The following is a 16400-nucleotide window of genomic DNA, read 5'->3' as shown; positions in this document are numbered from 1 at the left end:
CAGCAAGAGGGCGACGGCCTGCCGACGCGCATGCCGTGCTCCAGAGGATTCCACAATGTTTGGAGCTTTCCGTCGGTACTTCTCTACCGACCTCGCGATCGACCTCGGCACCGCCAACACCCTGATTTTTGCCCGCAACAAGGGCATCGTCCTGGACGAGCCTTCGGTTGTCGCAATCCGTCATGAAGGCGGCCCGCACGGCAAGAAGGTGATCCAGGCCGTGGGTCGCGAAGCCAAGGCGATGCTCGGCAAGGTGCCGGGCAACATCGAGGCCATCCGTCCCATGAAGGACGGCGTGATCGCCGATTTCGTGATCACCGAGCAGATGATCAAGCAGTTCATCAAGATGGTGCACCCGCGTTCGCTGCTCACGCCCAGCCCGCGCATCATCATCTGCGTGCCTTGCGGTTCGACCCAGGTCGAGCGCCGCGCCATCAAGGACGCGGCCGAAGCTGCCGGCGCCACCTCGGTCTACCTGATCGAGGAACCCATGGCCGCCGCCATCGGCGCCGGCCTGCCGGTGTCCGAGGCCAGCGGCTCGATGGTCGTCGACATCGGCGGCGGCACGACCGAAGTGGGTGTGATCTCGCTCGGCGGCATGGTCTACAAGGGCAGCGTCCGCGTCGGCGGCGACCGCTTCGACGAGGCCATCATCAACTACATCCGCCGCAACTACGGCATGCTGATCGGCGAGCCGACGGCCGAAGTCATCAAGAAGAGCATCGGCTCCGCATTCCCGGGCTCCGAAGTCAAGGAAATGGAAGTCAAGGGCCGCAACCTCAGCGAAGGCGTGCCGCGCAGCTTCACCATCAGTAGCAACGAAGTGCTGGAAGCGCTGACCGATCCGCTCAACAACATCGTCTCGGCCGTCAAGAACGCACTCGAGCAGACGCCGCCCGAACTGGGCGCCGACATCGCCGAGCGCGGGATGATGCTGACCGGTGGCGGCGCGCTGCTGCGCGACCTCGATCGCCTGCTGGCCGAGGAAACAGGCCTGCCTGTGCTCGTGGCCGAGGATCCACTGACCTGCGTGGTGCGAGGCTGCGGTATCGCACTCGAGCGCATGGACAGGCTCGGAAGCATCTTCACAAGCGAATAATGCGACTGATGCACAAATGGCCGGCCCGCGTTTGCGCAGGGCCGGCTTTTTCAATTTAAAGCAGTCTTCCCGCCATGCCGCTCGGCACGCTCGATCGCACCGCGCCACCTCTGTTCAACCAGGGGCCTTCGGCGCTCAGCAAGCTGATCTTCTTCAGCGCGCTCGCGCTGTTCCTGATGGTGGCGGATGCGCGTTTCCACATCGTGCAGCCGCTGCGCACGGCCATCGGCGCGGTGCTCTATCCCATCCAGTGGCTGGCGCTGAAGCCGGTGCAACTCGCGGTGGAGGGAAGTCGCTACCTCGAAGACCTGCAGACGGCGCAGAGCAACGAAGCGGTTGCCCGCAAAGCGCTCGCCCTGCAGTCCGAGCGCGCCAGCCAGGCCGACACGCTCGCGCAGGAAAACGCGCGGCTGCGCGCGATGCTCGAACTGCGCGAAACCACGCAGACCCCCGGGCGAGTGGCCGAGGTGCTGTATGACACTGCCGACCCCTATACGCGCAAGCTGGTGATCGACCAGGGCCTGACGAACGGCATCGTGGCTGGCTCGCCGGTGATCGACGAGCACGGGGTGCTCGGGCAGGTCACGCAGGTGCTGCCGTTCTCGAGCGAGATCACCCTGGTGATCGACCGAGACCTGTCCATTCCCGTGCAGAACGTGCGCACCGGCGCCCGCAGCGTCGCATTCGGTGACGCGAGCGCCCACGGCGGCGGGCTCGAACTGCGCTTCATGGCCGCCAATGCCGATCTGCAGGAGGGCGACATGCTCACCACGAGCGGCGTCGATGGCGTCTACCCGCCGGGCCTTCCGGTTGCCAAGATAGACCGCATCGAACGTCGCGCGGACTCCGCCTTCGCGCGCATCCACCTCCTGCCGGTGGGGCATGTGACGGCGGCGCGCTACGTGCTCGTGCTGGCACCGATCGGCGCGCAAGCCGTGCCCCGGCCCGCGCCGACCGCGGCCGCGAGCCCCGCGGCCAAGAAGAAGGCCGATCGTGCGGACGCCAAGGCGGCCAAGGCCGACGCAAAGGCTGACGCAAAGGCCGATGCCAAGAGCGACAAGAAGGCAAAGGCACCGCGATGATCATGCGTCCCGGTCAGCAGCAGCTTCTGCTGCCCGTCAGCCCGCTGTTCATGTGGGGCAGCCTCATCGCTGCGCTGCTGTTCAACATGGTGCCGCTGGGCCGTGCCGCGTGGACGCCCGACCTGCTCGCGTTGGTGATCGTGTTCTGGAGCGTGCACCAGCCGATGCGCATCGGCATCGGCGCGGCCTTTGTCTTCGGCCTGCTGATGGACGTGCACCAGGCGGCCATGCTGGGCCAGCATGCGCTCTCCTACACCACGCTGGGCTTCTTCGCGATCATGATCCACCGTCGGCTGCTGTGGTTCCCTGTGATCTCGCAGGCGCTGCAAGTATTGCCGCTGTTCGCGCTGTCGCATCTGATCGAACTCGCGATCCGCATGATTGGCGGCGGTGTATTTCCGGGATGGTCGCTGCTGATTGCACCGGTGATCGAAGCCGCCCTGTGGCCACTGGTCAGCATCGTGTTGCTGGCGCCTCAGCGTCGGACGCCGGAACCAGATGCCAACCGTCCCCTCTAATTGGGCTCGCCCCCAGGCTTCGCGCACTTCGTGTCGCTTCGCCAACCCCCTGCCGGGGGCGGCGCGGCCGCTTCGGGCGGCCGTGCGCGGCGCGCCCCTCGAATTGGGGCTCGCTTCGCCTCGCCGCCCGTTGGTTGCTTCCGTTGTTTTGGCCGTTTAAGCTGATTTTTCATGACCGAGATCCGCAATGTTGCTGCCGACCTCTCGCGCTTCCGGCGTCGGGTGATCGTGATCGGCCTTGTCGTGCTGACGGCCTTCGGGTTGCTGTGCGCGCGGCTGGTCTATTTGCAGGTGGTGCGCCATGACGACCTCGCGGAGCAGGCGGAGAGCAATCGCACGGCCATCGTGCCGGTGGTGCCGAATCGCGGGCTGATCCTGGATCGCAACGGCATCGTGCTGGCGTCGAACTATTCGGCCTATACGCTGGAGATCACACCGTCGAAGGCGGGCAATCTCGAAGAGACGATCGAGAGCCTCACCGAGGTGGTGGAGGTCTCGCCGCGCGACCGCCGACGTTTCAAGCGGCTGCGGGAGGATTCGCGCAGCTTCGACTCTGTGCCGATCCGCACGCGGCTGAGCGACGAGGAGGTGGCCCGTTTCGCGGCGCAGCGCTATCGCTTCCCTGGCGTCGAGATCAAGGCGCGGCTGTTCCGCAACTACCCCAACGGTGATCTGGCGAGCCATGTGCTGGGCTACATCGGCCGCATCAACCAGGCCGAGAAGGCGGCGATGGAAGACTGGGAGGACGAGGACCTCGCCAACTACAAGGGCACCGAATACATCGGCAAGCTCGGGATCGAGCAGAGCTACGAGAAGACGCTCCATGGCCAGACCGGCGTCGAGCAGATGGAAACCTCCGCTGGCGGCCGGGCGGTGCGGCGGCTCGCCGCGCATCCCGCGACGCCGGGCAACACCGTCATGCTGTCGCTCGACATCAAGCTGCAGAAGCTGGTGGAGGACATGTTCGGCGACCGGCGCGGCGCGCTCGTCGCGATGGACCCGAGGACCGGCGAGATCCTGGCCTTCGTGAGCAAGCCGACCTTCGATCCGAACCTCTTCGTGGAAGGCATCGACACGGAAAGCTGGAAGGAGCTCAGCGAATCGATCGACAAGCCGCTGCTCAATCGCGCACTGCGGGGGACCTATCCGCCGGGCTCGACCTACAAGCCCTTCATGGCGCTGGCGGCGCTGCAGACCGGCAAGCGCGGGCCCAGCGTGGTGGTGAACGATCCGGGTTACTTCAACTTCGGCGGGCACCGCTTCGGCAGCCCCGAAGGCAACATCGGCGGCGTCGACATGCGGCGCTCGATCCAGTTGTCGAGCAACATCTACTACTACTCGCTGGCCAACGAGATGGGCGTGGACCTGATCCACGACGCGATGAAGCCGCTCGGCTTCGGCCAGATCACGGGGATCGACCTCGGCGGCGAGGTGCGCGGCGTGTTGCCCAGCACCGAATGGAAGCGGAACGCCTACAAGCGCCCCGAGCAGAAGAAGTGGTACGCGGGCGAAACCATCTCCCTTGGCATCGGGCAGGGGTACAACACCTTCACGATGCTGCAGTTGGCGCAGGCGACAGCGATCGTGGCCGACAGCGGCATGAAGCACAAGCCGCACCTCGGTCTGGCCATCCGTGACACGGTGACCGGACAGGTAAGGCCCATCGAGCAGCCGCCCGCGCTGAGCCTGGGCATCACCCCCGGCAACGTCGCGGTGGTGCGGGAGGGCCTGGTGGCGGTGGTCAATGCAGGCACCGCACGCGGCGTCTTCGCAGGCGCGGGCTATCAGGCGGCCGGCAAGACCGGAACGGCGCAAGCGGTCGGCATGGCGCAGAACACGAAGTACAACGCCAAGGCGCTCGAAGAGCACCAGCGCGATCACGCGCTCTTCATGGCCTTCGCGCCGGCCAACGATCCGAAGATCGCCGTAGCCCTCATCGTCGAGAACGCGGGCTGGGGTGCGGGTGCGGCGGCGCCGATCGCGCGCCGCGTGTTCGACTACTGGTTGATGGACCAGTACCCGAGCGAGGCGGACATGGCCGCCATCCGAATCGGCAAGGCCACAGCGCCGATCGGAAAGCCGCGGGTCGCCAGCGAGGTCGCATGGCCTTCGGCCGCCGCGACCGCGACGACCGCACCCTGACGGCGGCTGCACACCTGCCGTCACGACGGGCCTCAGCGAAGGAACGCGTCGTACGCCGTCTTCAGGATCAACGCGCCCACCACGACGATAAAGACCTTGCGCACGAAGCCTGCGCCGTGCTTGATGGCCACGCGCGCGCCGATCACGCTGCCGGCCACGTTGGCCACCGCCATCACCAGCCCGTAGTGCCACAGCACATGGCCCTTGAGCCCTAGCAAGAGCAAGGCGCCGAGGTTGGTCATGGTGTTGAGAAGCTTGGCTGAGGCGGCGGCATTGAGGAAGTCGTAGCCCAGCCAGCGCACGAACAGGAACACGAAGAAGCTGCCCGTGCCGGGGCCGAAGAATCCGTCGTACACGCCGAGCGCGAAGCCGATCGCGGCGGTGGCGATCAACTCTGCCTGGCCGCTGAAGCGCGGCGCGTGATGCCTGCCCATGTCCTTTCGTGCGAGCGTATAGAGCAGCAGCACCACGAGGATCACGGGCAGGAGTTTGCGCAGGAAATCGCCCGGGACGACCGTCACGGCCCATGCCCCGGCGATCGACCCGGCGAAGGCGAGAGCGCCTGCGGGAAGCAAGGTGCGCCAGCGAAGCCCGACGCGATGGTGGAACTGCGCCGTGGCCGCCGCGGTGCCCCAGACCGAGGCGCTCTTGTTGGTGCCCAGGAGCGTCGCGGGCGCCGTGCCGGGCAGCACGCTGAACAGAACCGGCACCAGGATCAGGCCGCCTCCCCCCACGATCGAATCGACGAAGCCCGCGAACAGCGAGGCGAGAGTCAGCACCACAATTTCCATGGGGCCGGATTGTCTCACCCAGGTTGCTATCGATTTCGTAGCAACGGACTCAGCATCTGCACAGCCAGGCGCGCGTCAGATCGACCAAAAGAAAAGGCGCCGACCAGCGGCGCCTTGTTCAAAAAAACGGCATCTCGTCCGGATGCCTTTTGTCGATTGTTCTGGTTTTGCTAAAGATGTCTCCTCGGTCCCCCGCGCAGCGGGCAGGCCCGTTTGCGAGTGGCGTGACTTTAGTTCGGCGCACCGTGCCAGTGCATCGGGGATTACCCGTCACTGCAACAAATGGAAACGCGAAAAATCAACGTGCCGCTTCGCGAACCCAGGCAGCCGCCTTCTCGGCCATCATCAAGGTGGGGCTGTTGGTGTTGCCGCTGGTGATGGTGGGCATCGCACCGGCGTCGACCACGCGCAGGCCCGCGATCCCCCGAACGCGCAGGCGGGAATCCAGCACCGCCATCGGGTCGTCCTCGCGGCCCATCTTCGTGGTGCCCACCGGGTGGAAGATGGTTGTCGCAATGTCGCCGGCCAGGCGCGCGAGTTCCTCGTCGCTCTGGTACTGCGCGCCAGGCTTCCATTCTTCGGGGCCATATTTCGCGAGGGCCGGCTGGGTGGCGATCCTGCGTGTGACGCGCAGCGAATCGGCGGCCACCTTGCGGTCCTCGTCGGTGCTCAGGTAGTTGGGCGCGATGGCGGGCGCATTCTCGAAGCGGGGACTTTTGATGCGCACCGTGCCACGGCTGGTCGGATTCAGGTTGCACACGCTGGCGGTGAAGGCCGGAAAGCTGTGCAGGGGCTCGCCGAAGGCATCGAGAGAGAGCGGCTGCACGTGGTATTCGAGATTGGGCCACTCGTGCACCGGCGAGCTGCGCGTGAACGCGCCGAGCTGCGACGGCGCCATGCTCATCGGGCCGCTGCGCTTCAGCAGGTACTCCATGCCGATCTTCGCCTTGCCGTAGAGCGAGGAGGCCAGCACGTTGAGCGTGGGCGCGTCCTTGATCTTGTAGACCGCGCGGATCTGGAGGTGGTCCTGCAGGTTGGCACCCACACCCGGCGCGTCGAGTGCGACCTCGATGCCGTGCTGGCGCAGAAGGTCGGCCGGCCCGATGCCCGAGAGCTGCAGGATCTGCGGCGACCCGATGCTGCCTGCGCACAGGATCACTTCGCGCGTTGCATGCGCCATCACTGATTCGTGGCCGTCCCACACCTGCGCGCCGGTGCAGCGCCGGCTGCCGTCGGCCTGTGTTTCGAGGATGAGGCGCGACACCTGGGCGCCGGTCCACAACTCGAAGTTCGGGCGGCCATAGCAGGTCGGACGGAGGAAGGCCTTGGCCGTGTTCCAGCGCCAGCCGTTCTTCTGGTTGACCTGGAAATAGCCCACGCCCTCGTTGCTGCCGCGGTTGAAGTCCGTGCTGTGCGGCACCCCCGCCTGCACGGCGGCCTCGGCGAAGGCGTCGAGGATGTCCCAGCGCAGGCGCTGCTTCTCCACGCGCCACTCACCGCCGGCACCGTGCAGATCGTCGGCGCCGAGGTAGTAATCCTCGTGCTTCTTGAAGGCGGGCAGCACGTTGTTCCACCGCCATTCGTCGTCGCCGGTGAGCTGCGCCCATTGGTCGTAGTCGCGCGACTGGCCACGCATGTAGATCATCCCGTTGATGCTCGACGAGCCGCCGAGCGTCTTGCCGCGCGGATAGCGCAGCGTGCGGCCGTTCAGCCCGGCATCCGGCTCGGTGTTGTAGAGCCAGTCGGTGCGCGGATTGCCGATGCAATAGAGATAGCCGACCGGAATGTGGATCCAGTGGTAGTCGTCCCTGCGGCCCGCCTCGATCAGCAGCACGCGGCATTGCTTGTCGGCGCTCAGACGATTGGCCATCAGCGCGCCGGCGGTGCCGGCTCCGATGACGATGTAGTCGAAAGTGGTGTCGCTCATTGGCGTGGCTTGTCTCTCTTGTTGTCTGAAACGGGCGCCCGCGAGTATGCGGCCGCCGCCGGGCCGCCCCAAGGCGAGCCACGCCTCCCCCTCGGGGGGTGGCGAATTACACGCAGCGCAGCGGAGTGAAAAGCAGGGGGGCCGTCATTTCGATGTGGGCATCACGAACTCGGCGCCCTTGCCGATGCTCTCCGGCCAGCGCTGCATGATCGACTTCTGCTTGGTATAGAAGCGCACGCCCTCTTCGCCGTAGGCGTGCATGTCTCCGAAGAGACTCTTCTTCCACCCGCCGAAGCCGTGCCAGGCCATCGGCACCGGAATCGGCACGTTGATCCCCACCATGCCGACCTGGATGCGGCGCGAGAACTCGCGCGCCACGTTGCCGTCGCGCGTGAAGCAGGAGACGCCGTTGCCGAACTCGTGCGCGTTGATGAGGTCCACCGCTTCCTTCAGGTCGTGCACGCGCACGCAGGAGAGCACCGGACCGAAGATCTCTTCCTTGTAGATGCGCATGTCGGGCGTGACGTTGTCAAACAGCGTGCCGCCCATCCAGAAGCCTTCTTCGCAGCCTTCGCCCGCGCTCTTGCCCTCGAAGCCGCGGCCGTCCACCACCAGCTTGGCGCCTTCTTTCTCGCCCTGCGCGATGTAGCCGGTGATGCGCTCGTGCGCTGCCCGCGTGACGATCGGACCCATCTCGGCGTCCAGCTCGGTGCCGTTCTTGATCTTGAGCGTCTTCGCGCGCTGGGCCAGGAGCGGCAGCACCTTGTCGGCTGCATTGCCCACCAGCACCGCGACGCTGATCGCCATGCAGCGCTCGCCGGCCGAGCCGTAGCCGGAGCCGATCAGCGCGTCGACGGTCTGGTCGATGTCGGCGTCGGGCATCACCACCATGTGGTTCTTGGCGCCGCCGAGCGCCTGCACGCGCTTGCCGTGGCGGGCGCCGGTTTCGTAGATGTAGTTGGCGATCGGCGTCGAGCCGACGAAGCTGATGGCCTTGACGTCCGGATGCTCCAGCAGTGCGTCGACGGCTTCCTTGTCGCCCTGCACGACGTTGAACACGCCGTCGGGCAGTCCGGCTTCCTTCAGCAACTCGGCCATGCGCAGCGAGGGGCTCGGGTCGGTCGGGCTGGGCTTCAGCACAAAGGCGTTGCCCGCCGCGATCGCGACCGGGAACATCCACATCGGCACCATCACCGGGAAGTTGAAGGGCGTGATGCCAGCCACCACGCCGAGCGGCTGGCGCAGCGTCCAGTTGTCGATGCCGGTGGAGACCTGGTCGGTGTAGTCACCCTTCAGCAGTTGGGGAATTCCGCAGGCGAACTCGACGATGTCGATGCCGCGGGTGACCTCGCCTTGCGCGTCGGTGAAGACCTTGCCGTGCTCGGCGGTGATCAGGTGCGCCAGTTCGTCGCGGTGCTTGTTCAGCAGTTCGAGGAACTTGAACATCACGCGCGCGCGGCGGATCGGCGGGGTGTCGGCCCAGGCGGGGAAAGCCGCCTGCGCGGCGGCGACCGCCGCATCGACGTCGGCGCGGTTGGCGAGCGCCACGCTGCCGGTCGCGGCGCCCGTGGCCGGGTTGAACACGTCCTGCGCACGGGTGGATTTCGGGGCGACGACGCGGCCGCCGATGTAGTGGTGGATCGGGGTCTTGCTCATCTGCATGGCGTTCTCCTGCCGGCGCGGGGCTGGCTGATTGCGGAAAAGGGGTAAGTTCGGCTCAGCCGGACATTGTGGCAAACGCTCGCGCATTGCGCGAACGCCTACGCCGATGGGGGTGGATCGGGAGGTCTGGCGCAGACGCACGCGGTTACGATGCTGCGTCTTTAGCCGCCCCATCTCACTCCGGTCACTTCACTCCATGTCCATCGACCCGCCATCGCCCGCCGACGCGCAAGACGCGGCCAGCGTGCAGCCGCGTGTCGAAGAGCGCGACCACGAAGGCGCCCACTGGGCCGTCGCAAGCGGCCGCTGGACCGCGTTGGCGATGTCGTCGCCCAACGCCTGGGAGTCCGTCTCGCAGGACCTCGAATGCGTCCCGGCGCAGGACGATCGGCGCTGGGACCTGCGGCCCATCGAACAGCTCGACCACATCGGCGCCCAACTGCTCTGGAACCACTGGCAGAAGGCCTGGCCGCCACACCTCGAAATGGATTCGCAGCACAAGGCCGTGCTCGATCAGGTCGCGCTCTACACCTGCATGGCGCCTGTCGACACGGGGCCGACGCTGGCGGACCGCTTCAAGGCCTTTGCGCACAACGGTCCGCGCGTGATGTTCGTCGCGCGCGACTTCCTCCGTCTCATTGGGCAGCTCACCCTCGACGTGGGCAAGCTGATCCGCGCACCGCACCGCGGACCGTGGCGCGACTTCTCGGGCCAGCTCTACCAGTTCGGCACGACCGCGCTGCCCATCACGGCGCTGGTGGGATTGCTCATCGGCATCGTGCTGGCCTATCTCACGTCGCAGCAGTTGCGGCAGTACGGCGCCGAGACCTTCATCGTCAACATCCTCGGCCTCTCGCTGATCCGCGAGCTGGGGCCGGTGCTGGCCGCGGTGCTCATCGCCGGCCGCTCCGGTTCGGCCATCACGGCGCAGATCGGCGTGATGCGGGTAACCGAGGAACTCGACGCCATGCGCGTGATGGGCATTCCGCACGGCTTCCGGCTCGTGATGCCGCGGGTGCTGGCGCTGGCCATCGCCATGCCGCTGATCAGCATGTGGACCTCGATGGCGGCGCTGCTCGGCGGCATGATCGCGGCCGACCTGTCGCTCGACATCTCGCCGTCGTACTTCCTCTCGGCCCTGCCGCGCGCGGTGCCGCTGTCGAACCTCTGGCTCGCGATGTCCAAGTCGGCGGTGTTCGGCATCCTGATCGCGCTGATCGGTTGCTATTTCGGCATGAAGGTGAAGCCCAACACGGAGAGCCTCGGCCGCGGCACCACCTCCTCGGTCGTGACCTCGATCACCATCGTGATCCTGGTCGATGCGCTCTTTGCCGTGTTGTTCAAGGGTGTGGGATTGCGCGCATGACTGATACCCCGACCAGCGACACGACGAGCGTCGTGGAGATCCGCAAGCTCTGGACCGTGTTCAAGTCGCCCGACGGCGACCAGGTGGTGCATCGCGATCTCGACCTGAAGATCATGCGCGGCGAGGTGCTCTCGCTCGTGGGCGGCTCCGGCACCGGCAAGACCGTGCTGCTGCGCCAGATTCTCGGGCTGGAGCATCCGACGAAGGGCCAGGTCAGCGTGCTGGGCCGGCCGCCGGGGCAGCTCAGCGCAATGGGCGCTGCCAACGTCGGCATGTTGTTCCAGCATGGCGCGCTGTTCTCCGCCTTCAGCGTGCTCGACAACATCGCCTTCCCGTTGCGGGAACTCAAGCTGCTGCCCGACGACCTGATTCGCGATGCCGCACTGGTCAAGCTGCAGATGGTGGGGCTGTCTCCGCAGCAGGCGACCAAGAGCCCGTCGGATCTGTCGGGCGGCATGATCAAGCGCGTGGCGCTCGCGCGGGCGCTGATCATGGACCCGCCGCTGCTGCTGCTCGACGAGCCCACCGCCGGCCTGGACCCCGAAAGCGCCGACGGCTTCTGCGACCTGCTGCGCGGCCTGCACCGCGAGCTCGGTCTCACGGTGGTGATGGTCACGCACGACCTCGACACCCTCTTCGACCTGAGCACGCGCATCGCTGTGCTGGCCGACCAGAAGGTCATCGTCGCCGGGACGGCGCGCGACGTGATCGCGTACCCGCATCCGTTCATCCACGAGTACTTTCTCGGCGGCCGTGGCCAGCGTGCCATGGAAGCCCTGCATGACGGGTCGGCGCCCGTGGCCGTCGCGGGACGGCCATCCGGCAGCCAGACCCCATCAACTGAAAGGTAGATGCCATGGAAAACAAGGCCCATGCCCTCGCTGCCGGCGCCTTCGTGCTTGGCCTGATCGCCGTGCTCGTCGCGCTGGTCGTCTGGCTCACGCGCGACGACACCGTGCGCAACCTCTATGAACTCTCCACGCGCGATCCGGTCAGCGGGCTGCAGCCGCAGGCGATGGTGCGCTACCGCGGCATCGCTGTCGGCAAGGTTGCCTCGATCGACTTCGACCCGAAGGTGAAGGGCAATGTGCGCGTGCGCATCACGGTCGACGAGCGTGTGCCGCTCACGACCTCGACCTTTGCGACGCTCAGCTACCAGGGCGTGACGGGACTGGCCTTCATCGCGCTCGACGACAAGGGTGAATCGCAAGTGGCGCTCGTGCCCAACAACGACGAGCCGCCGCGCATTCCGCTCAAGCCCTCGCTGCTGGCGCAACTGCAGGATCGTGGCGAGGCGATCATCGGCAAGGTCGAGGAGGCGACCCGGCGCGTGAACACGCTGCTGGGCGACGACAACCAGAAGCGCATCGCCGACGCGCTGGAGAGCATCTCGCTGGCCGCGGCCAGCGCCAACCAGCTCACGCAGTCGCTGGACAACACGGTGAAGACGGGGCTCAACCCGGCGCTGAAGGCCTTGCCGCCGCTTGTGGATCGGACCAAGGACACGTTGGTCACTGTCAAGGCCGCAGCCTCCGATGTCTCCCGTGTGGCGAACAACCTCAACACCACGGTCGGCCGTCTCAACGCCGCGGACGGCCCGATCGACCGGCTGGGCGATGGCACCAAGGCGCTGTCGCAGGCGGTGGAGTCCTTCAACAACGCGACGCTGCCGCGCGTGAATCGCGTGGCGGACGACACCTCCCGCGCCGTGCGCCGGCTCGGCCGTGCGGCCGACGGCATCAACGACAACCCGCAATCGCTGCTGTTCGGCAACGGCGGCGCCCTCGCGGGCCCGGGCGAGCCCGGCTTCTCCTCGCCGGCCGCGCGCCCTTGAAGGTAATGACCATGTACGACGCATTGAAAAACTTCGCGACCGGTGCCTCGTGGGCGCGGCTCTCCGGCCTGGGCGGCGTGGTGGTGCTGCTGCTGGCGACGGGTTGCGGCGCGCTGCCGGACAAGCCAGCGCGCGCCACCTTGTATGACTTCGGACCCGGTGCAGCGTCCAGTGCGCCGGCTTCGATCGCCCCCAAGCCTGCGTTGCCGCCGATCGCGCTGGCCGAGATCGATGCCACCTCTCGGCTCGACGGCACGCAGATGCTCTACCGCCTCGGCTATGCCGACGCCAATGAACTGCGTCCCTATGGCCAGTCGCGCTGGAGCCAGGCGCCGGCCCAGCTGGTGCGCCAGCGCGTGCGCGAGGCGCTCGCGGTCGGCCACACGGTGCTGGGTCCAGAGGAGAGCGCGACGATCGCCCGCACCGAAGGCCGTGTGCCCGACACGCTGCGTCTTTCGTTGGAGGAGTTCAGCCATTTCTTTGAATCGCCGACGAGCAGCGCGGGGCTGGTGCGCATCAGTGCCACGCTGATTCGGAGCAATCCCGGTGGCGACCGCGTGCTGGCGCAACGCACCTTCACGGCCCAACGGCCCGCACCGAGCAACGACGCGCCCGGCGGTGTGAAGGCGCTCGCGGCGGCCAGCGATGCGGTCGCGGCCGATCTGGTCGCCTGGGTGGACCAGATCCGCTGACACGCACCGCACCCATTGCCGCATGCAACGCATCGGCCTGATTTCCGATACGCACGGGCTGCTTCGGCCCGAAGCCCTCGCCTTCATGCGCGGCTGCGATCACATCGTCCATGGCGGCGACATCGGGTCGCAGCGCATCCTCGATGACCTGGCTGCCATCGCGCCGGTGACCGCGGTGCGTGGCAACAACGACAACGGGCCGTGGGCGGAGATGGTGCCGGAGACGGCCTTGATCGAAATCGGCGGGCTGCGCCTCTACGCCATCCACGACCTTGCGGATCTGCGCATCGATCCGGCCGCCGAGGGTATTCGCGTCGTGGTGTCCGGGCATTCGCACCGGCCACTGGTCCAGATGCGCGGCGACGTGCTGTGCATCAATCCTGGCAGCGCCGGGCCGAAGCGCTTCCGCCTGCCTATCGCAGTGGCCGAACTCCTGCTGGACGGCGACGCCGTCACGCCTCGGATCGTCGAACTGCCGGTGGGTTAGGGCGCTCGATCAGAGCGCCCGATGCAGCACCGGGAACAGCGTGCCGAGCCCATCCGCCATCACTTCCACGGCCAGCGCCGCGAGGATCAGGCCCATCAGCCGCGTCATCACGTTGATGCCGGTCTTTCCGAGCACCCGCGCGATGGGCTCCGCGAGCGAGAAGGTGATGCCGGTCGCCAGGCCGATCACCACGCCGTAGCCGACGAGGATCGCCAGCTCCCAGACGTGCTGCGTCCGGTCGGCGAAGATGACCACGGTCGACATGGTGGCCGGACCGGTGAGCAGCGGAATGGTCAGCGGCACCACCGCGATCGACGCGCCGAGCGAGGCCTTCACCTCCGTGGCGCGGATCTCGTCCTTGCTGGTCTTGGATTCGGCCGGCTGCGCATTGAGCATGTTGAGCGAACTGATCAGCAGCAACATACCGCCGCCGACCTGGAAACTCGCGATCGAGATGCCGAAGAAGGACAGCAGCTGCAATCCCAGGAGAGCACTCACGGCAATGACAACGAAGGCGCTGAAGGCCGACACCCAGGCCGTGCGCTTGCGCTGGTGCTCCGTGCATTCCTGCGTGTAGTGGATGAAGAAGGGAACGATGGCGAGCGGATTGACAATGGCCAGCAGCGTGATCAGCGGCTTGATCAGGTCCATCGTGGGCGTGGCCATCAACGACCGCCCGTCACGTCGAGAGAGGTGCCGGTGACGTAGCTCGCTTCGTCCGAGAGTAACCAGACGATGCCGTTGGCGACTTCCTCGGCACTGCCGGTGCGCTTCATCGGCACGGTCGGTGCGAGCTGGGACGCGCGGTCGGGAAGTCCACCGGAGGCGTGGATCTCGGTATCGATCAACCCGGGCCGCACCGCATTGACGCGGATGCCTTCGTCCGCGACTTCCTTGGCCAGCCCGATGGTGAAGCTTTCGATGGCGCCCTTGCTTGCGGCGTAATCGACGTACTGGCCCGGCGAGCCGAGCCGGGCCGCGGCGCTCGACAAGTTGACGATGACGCCTCCGCTGCCGCCGTGCTTCGTGCTCATGCGGCGCACTGCTTCGCGGGCGCAGACGAAGCTGCCGATGACGTTGATGCGCAGCATGCGCTCGAGGCGCGCGACGCTCATCTCGTCGACCCGCGCCTGCATGTCGACCACGCCGGCGTTGTTGACCAGGGCGGTGAGGCGTCCGAGCTTGGCGTCGACCTTCTCGAACATCGCCATCACCTGCGCCTCGTCGCCGACGTCCGCCTGCACGGTGATCGCGGTGCCGCCGTTTGCGCGGATGGTTCGCACCACCTCGTCGGCGGCCAGCGAGTTGCTCGCGTAGTTGACCGCGACCGCGTAGCCGCGCCGCGCCGCCTGCAAAGCCGTCGCGGCGCCGATGCCTCGGCTGCCTCCGGTGATCAAGAGCACCTGGTTCAAAACCCACCTCCTGCACGGAAGCCGTGCGTCAGTTAAAACCTGTCCGCACGGATTAAATCACCGAGGAGACGCTCTTGAGCCGCAGCATCGACTACTACTTCACGCCCCAGAGCCCCTGGACCTACCTGGGCCATGCGCGCTTTGCCGCCCTCGCGAAATCGTCGGGCGCCGCGGTTCGGGTGTGCCCCATCGATTTCGGCGCCGTGTTCCCGGTGTCGGGCGGCCTACCGCTCGGCAAGCGCGCGCCGCAACGGCAGGCGTACAGGCTGGTCGAGCTGGCGCGCTTCTCGCGGCATCTCGACATCCCGCTGAATCCGAAGCCAAAGTTCTTTCCGGTGCCGAGCGACGATGCGGCCAAGCTGATCGTCGCCGTCGACCTGCATGACGGCACTGATGCTGCGATGAAGCTTTGCGGCGCGGTGTTCGCCGCCGTGTGGGTGCAGGAGCGTAATATCGCCGACCCGAAAGTGCTGGAGGCGTTGACTGCCGAATGCGGGCTCTCGGGTCGCCGCATCGAACAGTCGCAAAGCCAGACCGTGCAGGAGCGCTACGAGGAATACACGCAGCAGGCCATCGACGCGAAGGTGTTCGGCGCGCCGAGCTACGTGATCGACGGCGAAATTTTCTGGGGGCAGGATCGCCTGGATTTCGTCGAGCGTGCATTAAAGCAATAACCACCAACCACAGGAGTCTGACCATGGGTCAATTCATCGATCTCACCGCCAAAGACGGCTTCACCTATCCCGCCTATGTCGCAGAGCCTTCGGGCAAGCCCAAGGGCGCCGTCGTCGTGGTGCAGGAGATCTTCGGCATCAACTCGCACATCCGTTCGGTGGCCGATGGCTACGCAGCCGAGGGCTACCTGGCGGTCGCGCCGGCGACCTTCCATCGGGTGAAGCAAGGCGTCGAACTGGGCTACTCCGAGGACGACATGAAGGCCGGCTTCGCGCTGAAGATGGCGGTCGAGGCATTGCCCGCGCCGGGCGTGATGCAGGACATCCAGGCAGCCGTCGACTATGCGTCGAAGGCCGGCAAAGTCGGCATCGTCGGCTATTGCTGGGGCGGCCTCCTCACGTGGCGCTCGGCTGAGCAGCTGTCAGGACTTGCGGCTGCAGCGCCTTACTACGGCGGCGGCATGACGACGCCCGAAGAAACCGCGCGCAAGCCCAAAGTGCCCGTGCTCGCGCAATTCGGCAAGAAGGACCACTGGATTCCCGTCGAGACGGTCGAGGCCTTCAAGAAGGCGCACCCGGAAGTCGAGGTTCATGTCTACGAGGCCGACCACGGATTCAACTGCGACCAGCGCGGTTCGTACAACGCCGAATCGGCCAAGCTGGCGAAAGAGCGCACGCTGGCGTTCTTCGCCAAGCACATCGGCTGATCCGGTG

Annotated in this window: 16 protein-coding genes; 11 read left to right on the top strand and 5 right to left on the bottom strand. The window is 66.6% G+C overall.

Features of this window, described 5'->3' with window-relative positions; all coding sequences use genetic code 11:
• Positions 1–55 precede the first annotated feature (55 nt).
• From QTI24_RS27930 to mrdA, 4 genes are all read left to right on the top strand, one after another.
• Positions 56–1099, top strand: coding sequence for a rod shape-determining protein (locus QTI24_RS27930; protein WP_028249609.1), 1044 nt, complete (start codon positions 56–58; stop codon positions 1097–1099).
• Positions 1100–1173: 74 nt separating this feature from the next.
• Entirely contained in the window at positions 1174–2181 is a 1008-nt protein-coding gene (gene mreC / locus QTI24_RS27925; protein ID WP_286604883.1) for a rod shape-determining protein MreC, read from the top strand.
• Entirely contained in the window at positions 2178–2699 is a 522-nt protein-coding gene (gene mreD / locus QTI24_RS27920) for a rod shape-determining protein MreD (protein WP_286604882.1), read from the top strand. Before mreC ends, mreD begins: the two co-directional genes overlap by 4 nt.
• Positions 2700–2870: 171 nt before the next feature.
• A complete protein-coding gene (gene mrdA / locus QTI24_RS27915; protein WP_286604880.1) occupies positions 2871–4841 on the top strand; it encodes a penicillin-binding protein 2 in 1971 nt (656 codons plus the stop codon).
• A 32-nt stretch (positions 4842–4873) separates the two neighbouring features.
• On the opposite strand, the gene QTI24_RS27910 is transcribed toward mrdA, so the two are convergent.
• The 3 genes from QTI24_RS27910 to QTI24_RS27900 form a co-directional block, all read right to left on the bottom strand.
• Positions 4874–5632, bottom strand: coding sequence for a sulfite exporter TauE/SafE family protein (locus QTI24_RS27910; protein ID WP_286604877.1), 759 nt, complete (start codon positions 5630–5632; stop codon positions 4874–4876).
• A 298-nt stretch (positions 5633–5930) separates the two neighbouring features.
• Entirely contained in the window at positions 5931–7559 is a 1629-nt protein-coding gene (locus QTI24_RS27905; RefSeq protein ID WP_286604875.1) for a GMC family oxidoreductase, read from the bottom strand.
• A 144-nt stretch (positions 7560–7703) separates the two neighbouring features.
• Positions 7704–9215: a CoA-acylating methylmalonate-semialdehyde dehydrogenase gene (locus QTI24_RS27900; RefSeq protein ID WP_286604999.1), complete on the bottom strand. Its 1512-nt coding sequence runs from the start codon at positions 9213–9215 to the stop codon at positions 7704–7706.
• Positions 9216–9417: 202 nt separating this feature from the next.
• Here QTI24_RS27900 and QTI24_RS27895 point away from each other — a divergent pair, with 202 nt between their 5' ends.
• Genes QTI24_RS27895 through QTI24_RS27875 form a run of 5 tightly spaced genes read left to right on the top strand, consistent with a single transcriptional unit; the run spans position 9418 to position 13600 of the window.
• Complete coding sequence (locus QTI24_RS27895) at positions 9418–10587, top strand: MlaE family ABC transporter permease (RefSeq protein ID WP_286604874.1); 1170 nt, start codon at positions 9418–9420, stop codon at positions 10585–10587.
• Positions 10584–11438, top strand: coding sequence for an ABC transporter ATP-binding protein (locus tag QTI24_RS27890; RefSeq protein WP_286604873.1), 855 nt, complete (start codon positions 10584–10586; stop codon positions 11436–11438). Before QTI24_RS27895 ends, QTI24_RS27890 begins: the two co-directional genes overlap by 4 nt.
• Positions 11439–11443: 5 nt before the next feature.
• Complete coding sequence (locus QTI24_RS27885; protein ID WP_286604872.1) at positions 11444–12421, top strand: MlaD family protein; 978 nt, start codon at positions 11444–11446, stop codon at positions 12419–12421.
• Positions 12422–12432: 11 nt separating this feature from the next.
• Positions 12433–13113 (top strand): ABC-type transport auxiliary lipoprotein family protein, encoded by a 681-nt coding sequence (locus QTI24_RS27880; protein ID WP_286604869.1) that lies wholly within the window; start codon positions 12433–12435, stop codon positions 13111–13113.
• Between the two features lie 22 nt (positions 13114–13135).
• Positions 13136–13600 (top strand): metallophosphoesterase family protein, encoded by a 465-nt coding sequence (locus QTI24_RS27875; protein WP_286604868.1) that lies wholly within the window; start codon positions 13136–13138, stop codon positions 13598–13600.
• Between the two features lie 9 nt (positions 13601–13609).
• On the opposite strand, the gene QTI24_RS27870 is transcribed toward QTI24_RS27875, so the two are convergent.
• Together QTI24_RS27870 and QTI24_RS27865 are read right to left on the bottom strand one after the other, a co-directional pair.
• Positions 13610–14251, bottom strand: a complete 642-nt coding sequence (locus QTI24_RS27870; RefSeq protein WP_286604997.1) for a MarC family protein — start codon at positions 14249–14251, stop codon at positions 13610–13612.
• 14 nt (positions 14252–14265) lie between these two features.
• Positions 14266–15012: an SDR family oxidoreductase gene (locus QTI24_RS27865; RefSeq protein WP_286604867.1), complete on the bottom strand. Its 747-nt coding sequence runs from the start codon at positions 15010–15012 to the stop codon at positions 14266–14268.
• A gap of 74 nt (positions 15013–15086) precedes the next feature.
• Here QTI24_RS27865 and QTI24_RS27860 point away from each other — a divergent pair, with 74 nt between their 5' ends.
• Positions 15087–15686 carry a 2-hydroxychromene-2-carboxylate isomerase gene (locus QTI24_RS27860; protein ID WP_286604865.1) on the top strand — a complete coding sequence of 200 codons (600 nt, stop codon included), beginning with the start codon at positions 15087–15089 and terminating at the stop codon, positions 15684–15686.
• Between the two features lie 23 nt (positions 15687–15709).
• Positions 15710–16393: a dienelactone hydrolase family protein gene (locus tag QTI24_RS27855; RefSeq protein ID WP_286604863.1), complete on the top strand. Its 684-nt coding sequence runs from the start codon at positions 15710–15712 to the stop codon at positions 16391–16393.
• The last annotated feature ends 7 nt before the right edge of the window (positions 16394–16400 follow it).

It is taken from the genome of Variovorax sp. J22P240 (genome assembly GCF_030316855.1).
GTDB lineage: Bacteria > Pseudomonadota > Gammaproteobacteria > Burkholderiales > Burkholderiaceae_C > Variovorax.
The sequence above is the reverse complement of the archived record's forward strand: the minus strand, read 5'-3'. Positions and strand labels throughout refer to the sequence as shown.

Excerpts from the sequence above, each read along its gene's own strand:
- QTI24_RS27930 (WP_028249609.1), top strand. The coding sequence starts at position 56 with ATGTTTGGAGCTTTCCGTCGGTACTTCTCTACCGACCTCGCGATCGAC.
- mreC (WP_286604883.1), top strand. The coding sequence starts at position 1,174 with ATGCCGCTCGGCACGCTCGATCGCACCGCGCCACCTCTGTTCAACCAG.
- mreD (WP_286604882.1), top strand. The coding sequence starts at position 2,178 with ATGATCATGCGTCCCGGTCAGCAGCAGCTTCTGCTGCCCGTCAGCCCG.
- mrdA (WP_286604880.1), top strand. The coding sequence starts at position 2,871 with ATGACCGAGATCCGCAATGTTGCTGCCGACCTCTCGCGCTTCCGGCGT.
- QTI24_RS27910 (WP_286604877.1), bottom strand. The coding sequence starts at position 5,632 with ATGGAAATTGTGGTGCTGACTCTCGCCTCGCTGTTCGCGGGCTTCGTC.
- QTI24_RS27905 (WP_286604875.1), bottom strand. The coding sequence starts at position 7,559 with ATGAGCGACACCACTTTCGACTACATCGTCATCGGAGCCGGCACCGCC.
- QTI24_RS27900 (WP_286604999.1), bottom strand. The coding sequence starts at position 9,215 with ATGAGCAAGACCCCGATCCACCACTACATCGGCGGCCGCGTCGTCGCC.
- QTI24_RS27895 (WP_286604874.1), top strand. The coding sequence starts at position 9,418 with ATGTCCATCGACCCGCCATCGCCCGCCGACGCGCAAGACGCGGCCAGC.
- QTI24_RS27890 (WP_286604873.1), top strand. The coding sequence starts at position 10,584 with ATGACTGATACCCCGACCAGCGACACGACGAGCGTCGTGGAGATCCGC.
- QTI24_RS27885 (WP_286604872.1), top strand. The coding sequence starts at position 11,444 with ATGGAAAACAAGGCCCATGCCCTCGCTGCCGGCGCCTTCGTGCTTGGC.
- QTI24_RS27880 (WP_286604869.1), top strand. The coding sequence starts at position 12,433 with ATGTACGACGCATTGAAAAACTTCGCGACCGGTGCCTCGTGGGCGCGG.
- QTI24_RS27875 (WP_286604868.1), top strand. The coding sequence starts at position 13,136 with ATGCAACGCATCGGCCTGATTTCCGATACGCACGGGCTGCTTCGGCCC.
- QTI24_RS27870 (WP_286604997.1), bottom strand. The coding sequence starts at position 14,251 with ATGGACCTGATCAAGCCGCTGATCACGCTGCTGGCCATTGTCAATCCG.
- QTI24_RS27855 (WP_286604863.1), top strand. The coding sequence starts at position 15,710 with ATGGGTCAATTCATCGATCTCACCGCCAAAGACGGCTTCACCTATCCC.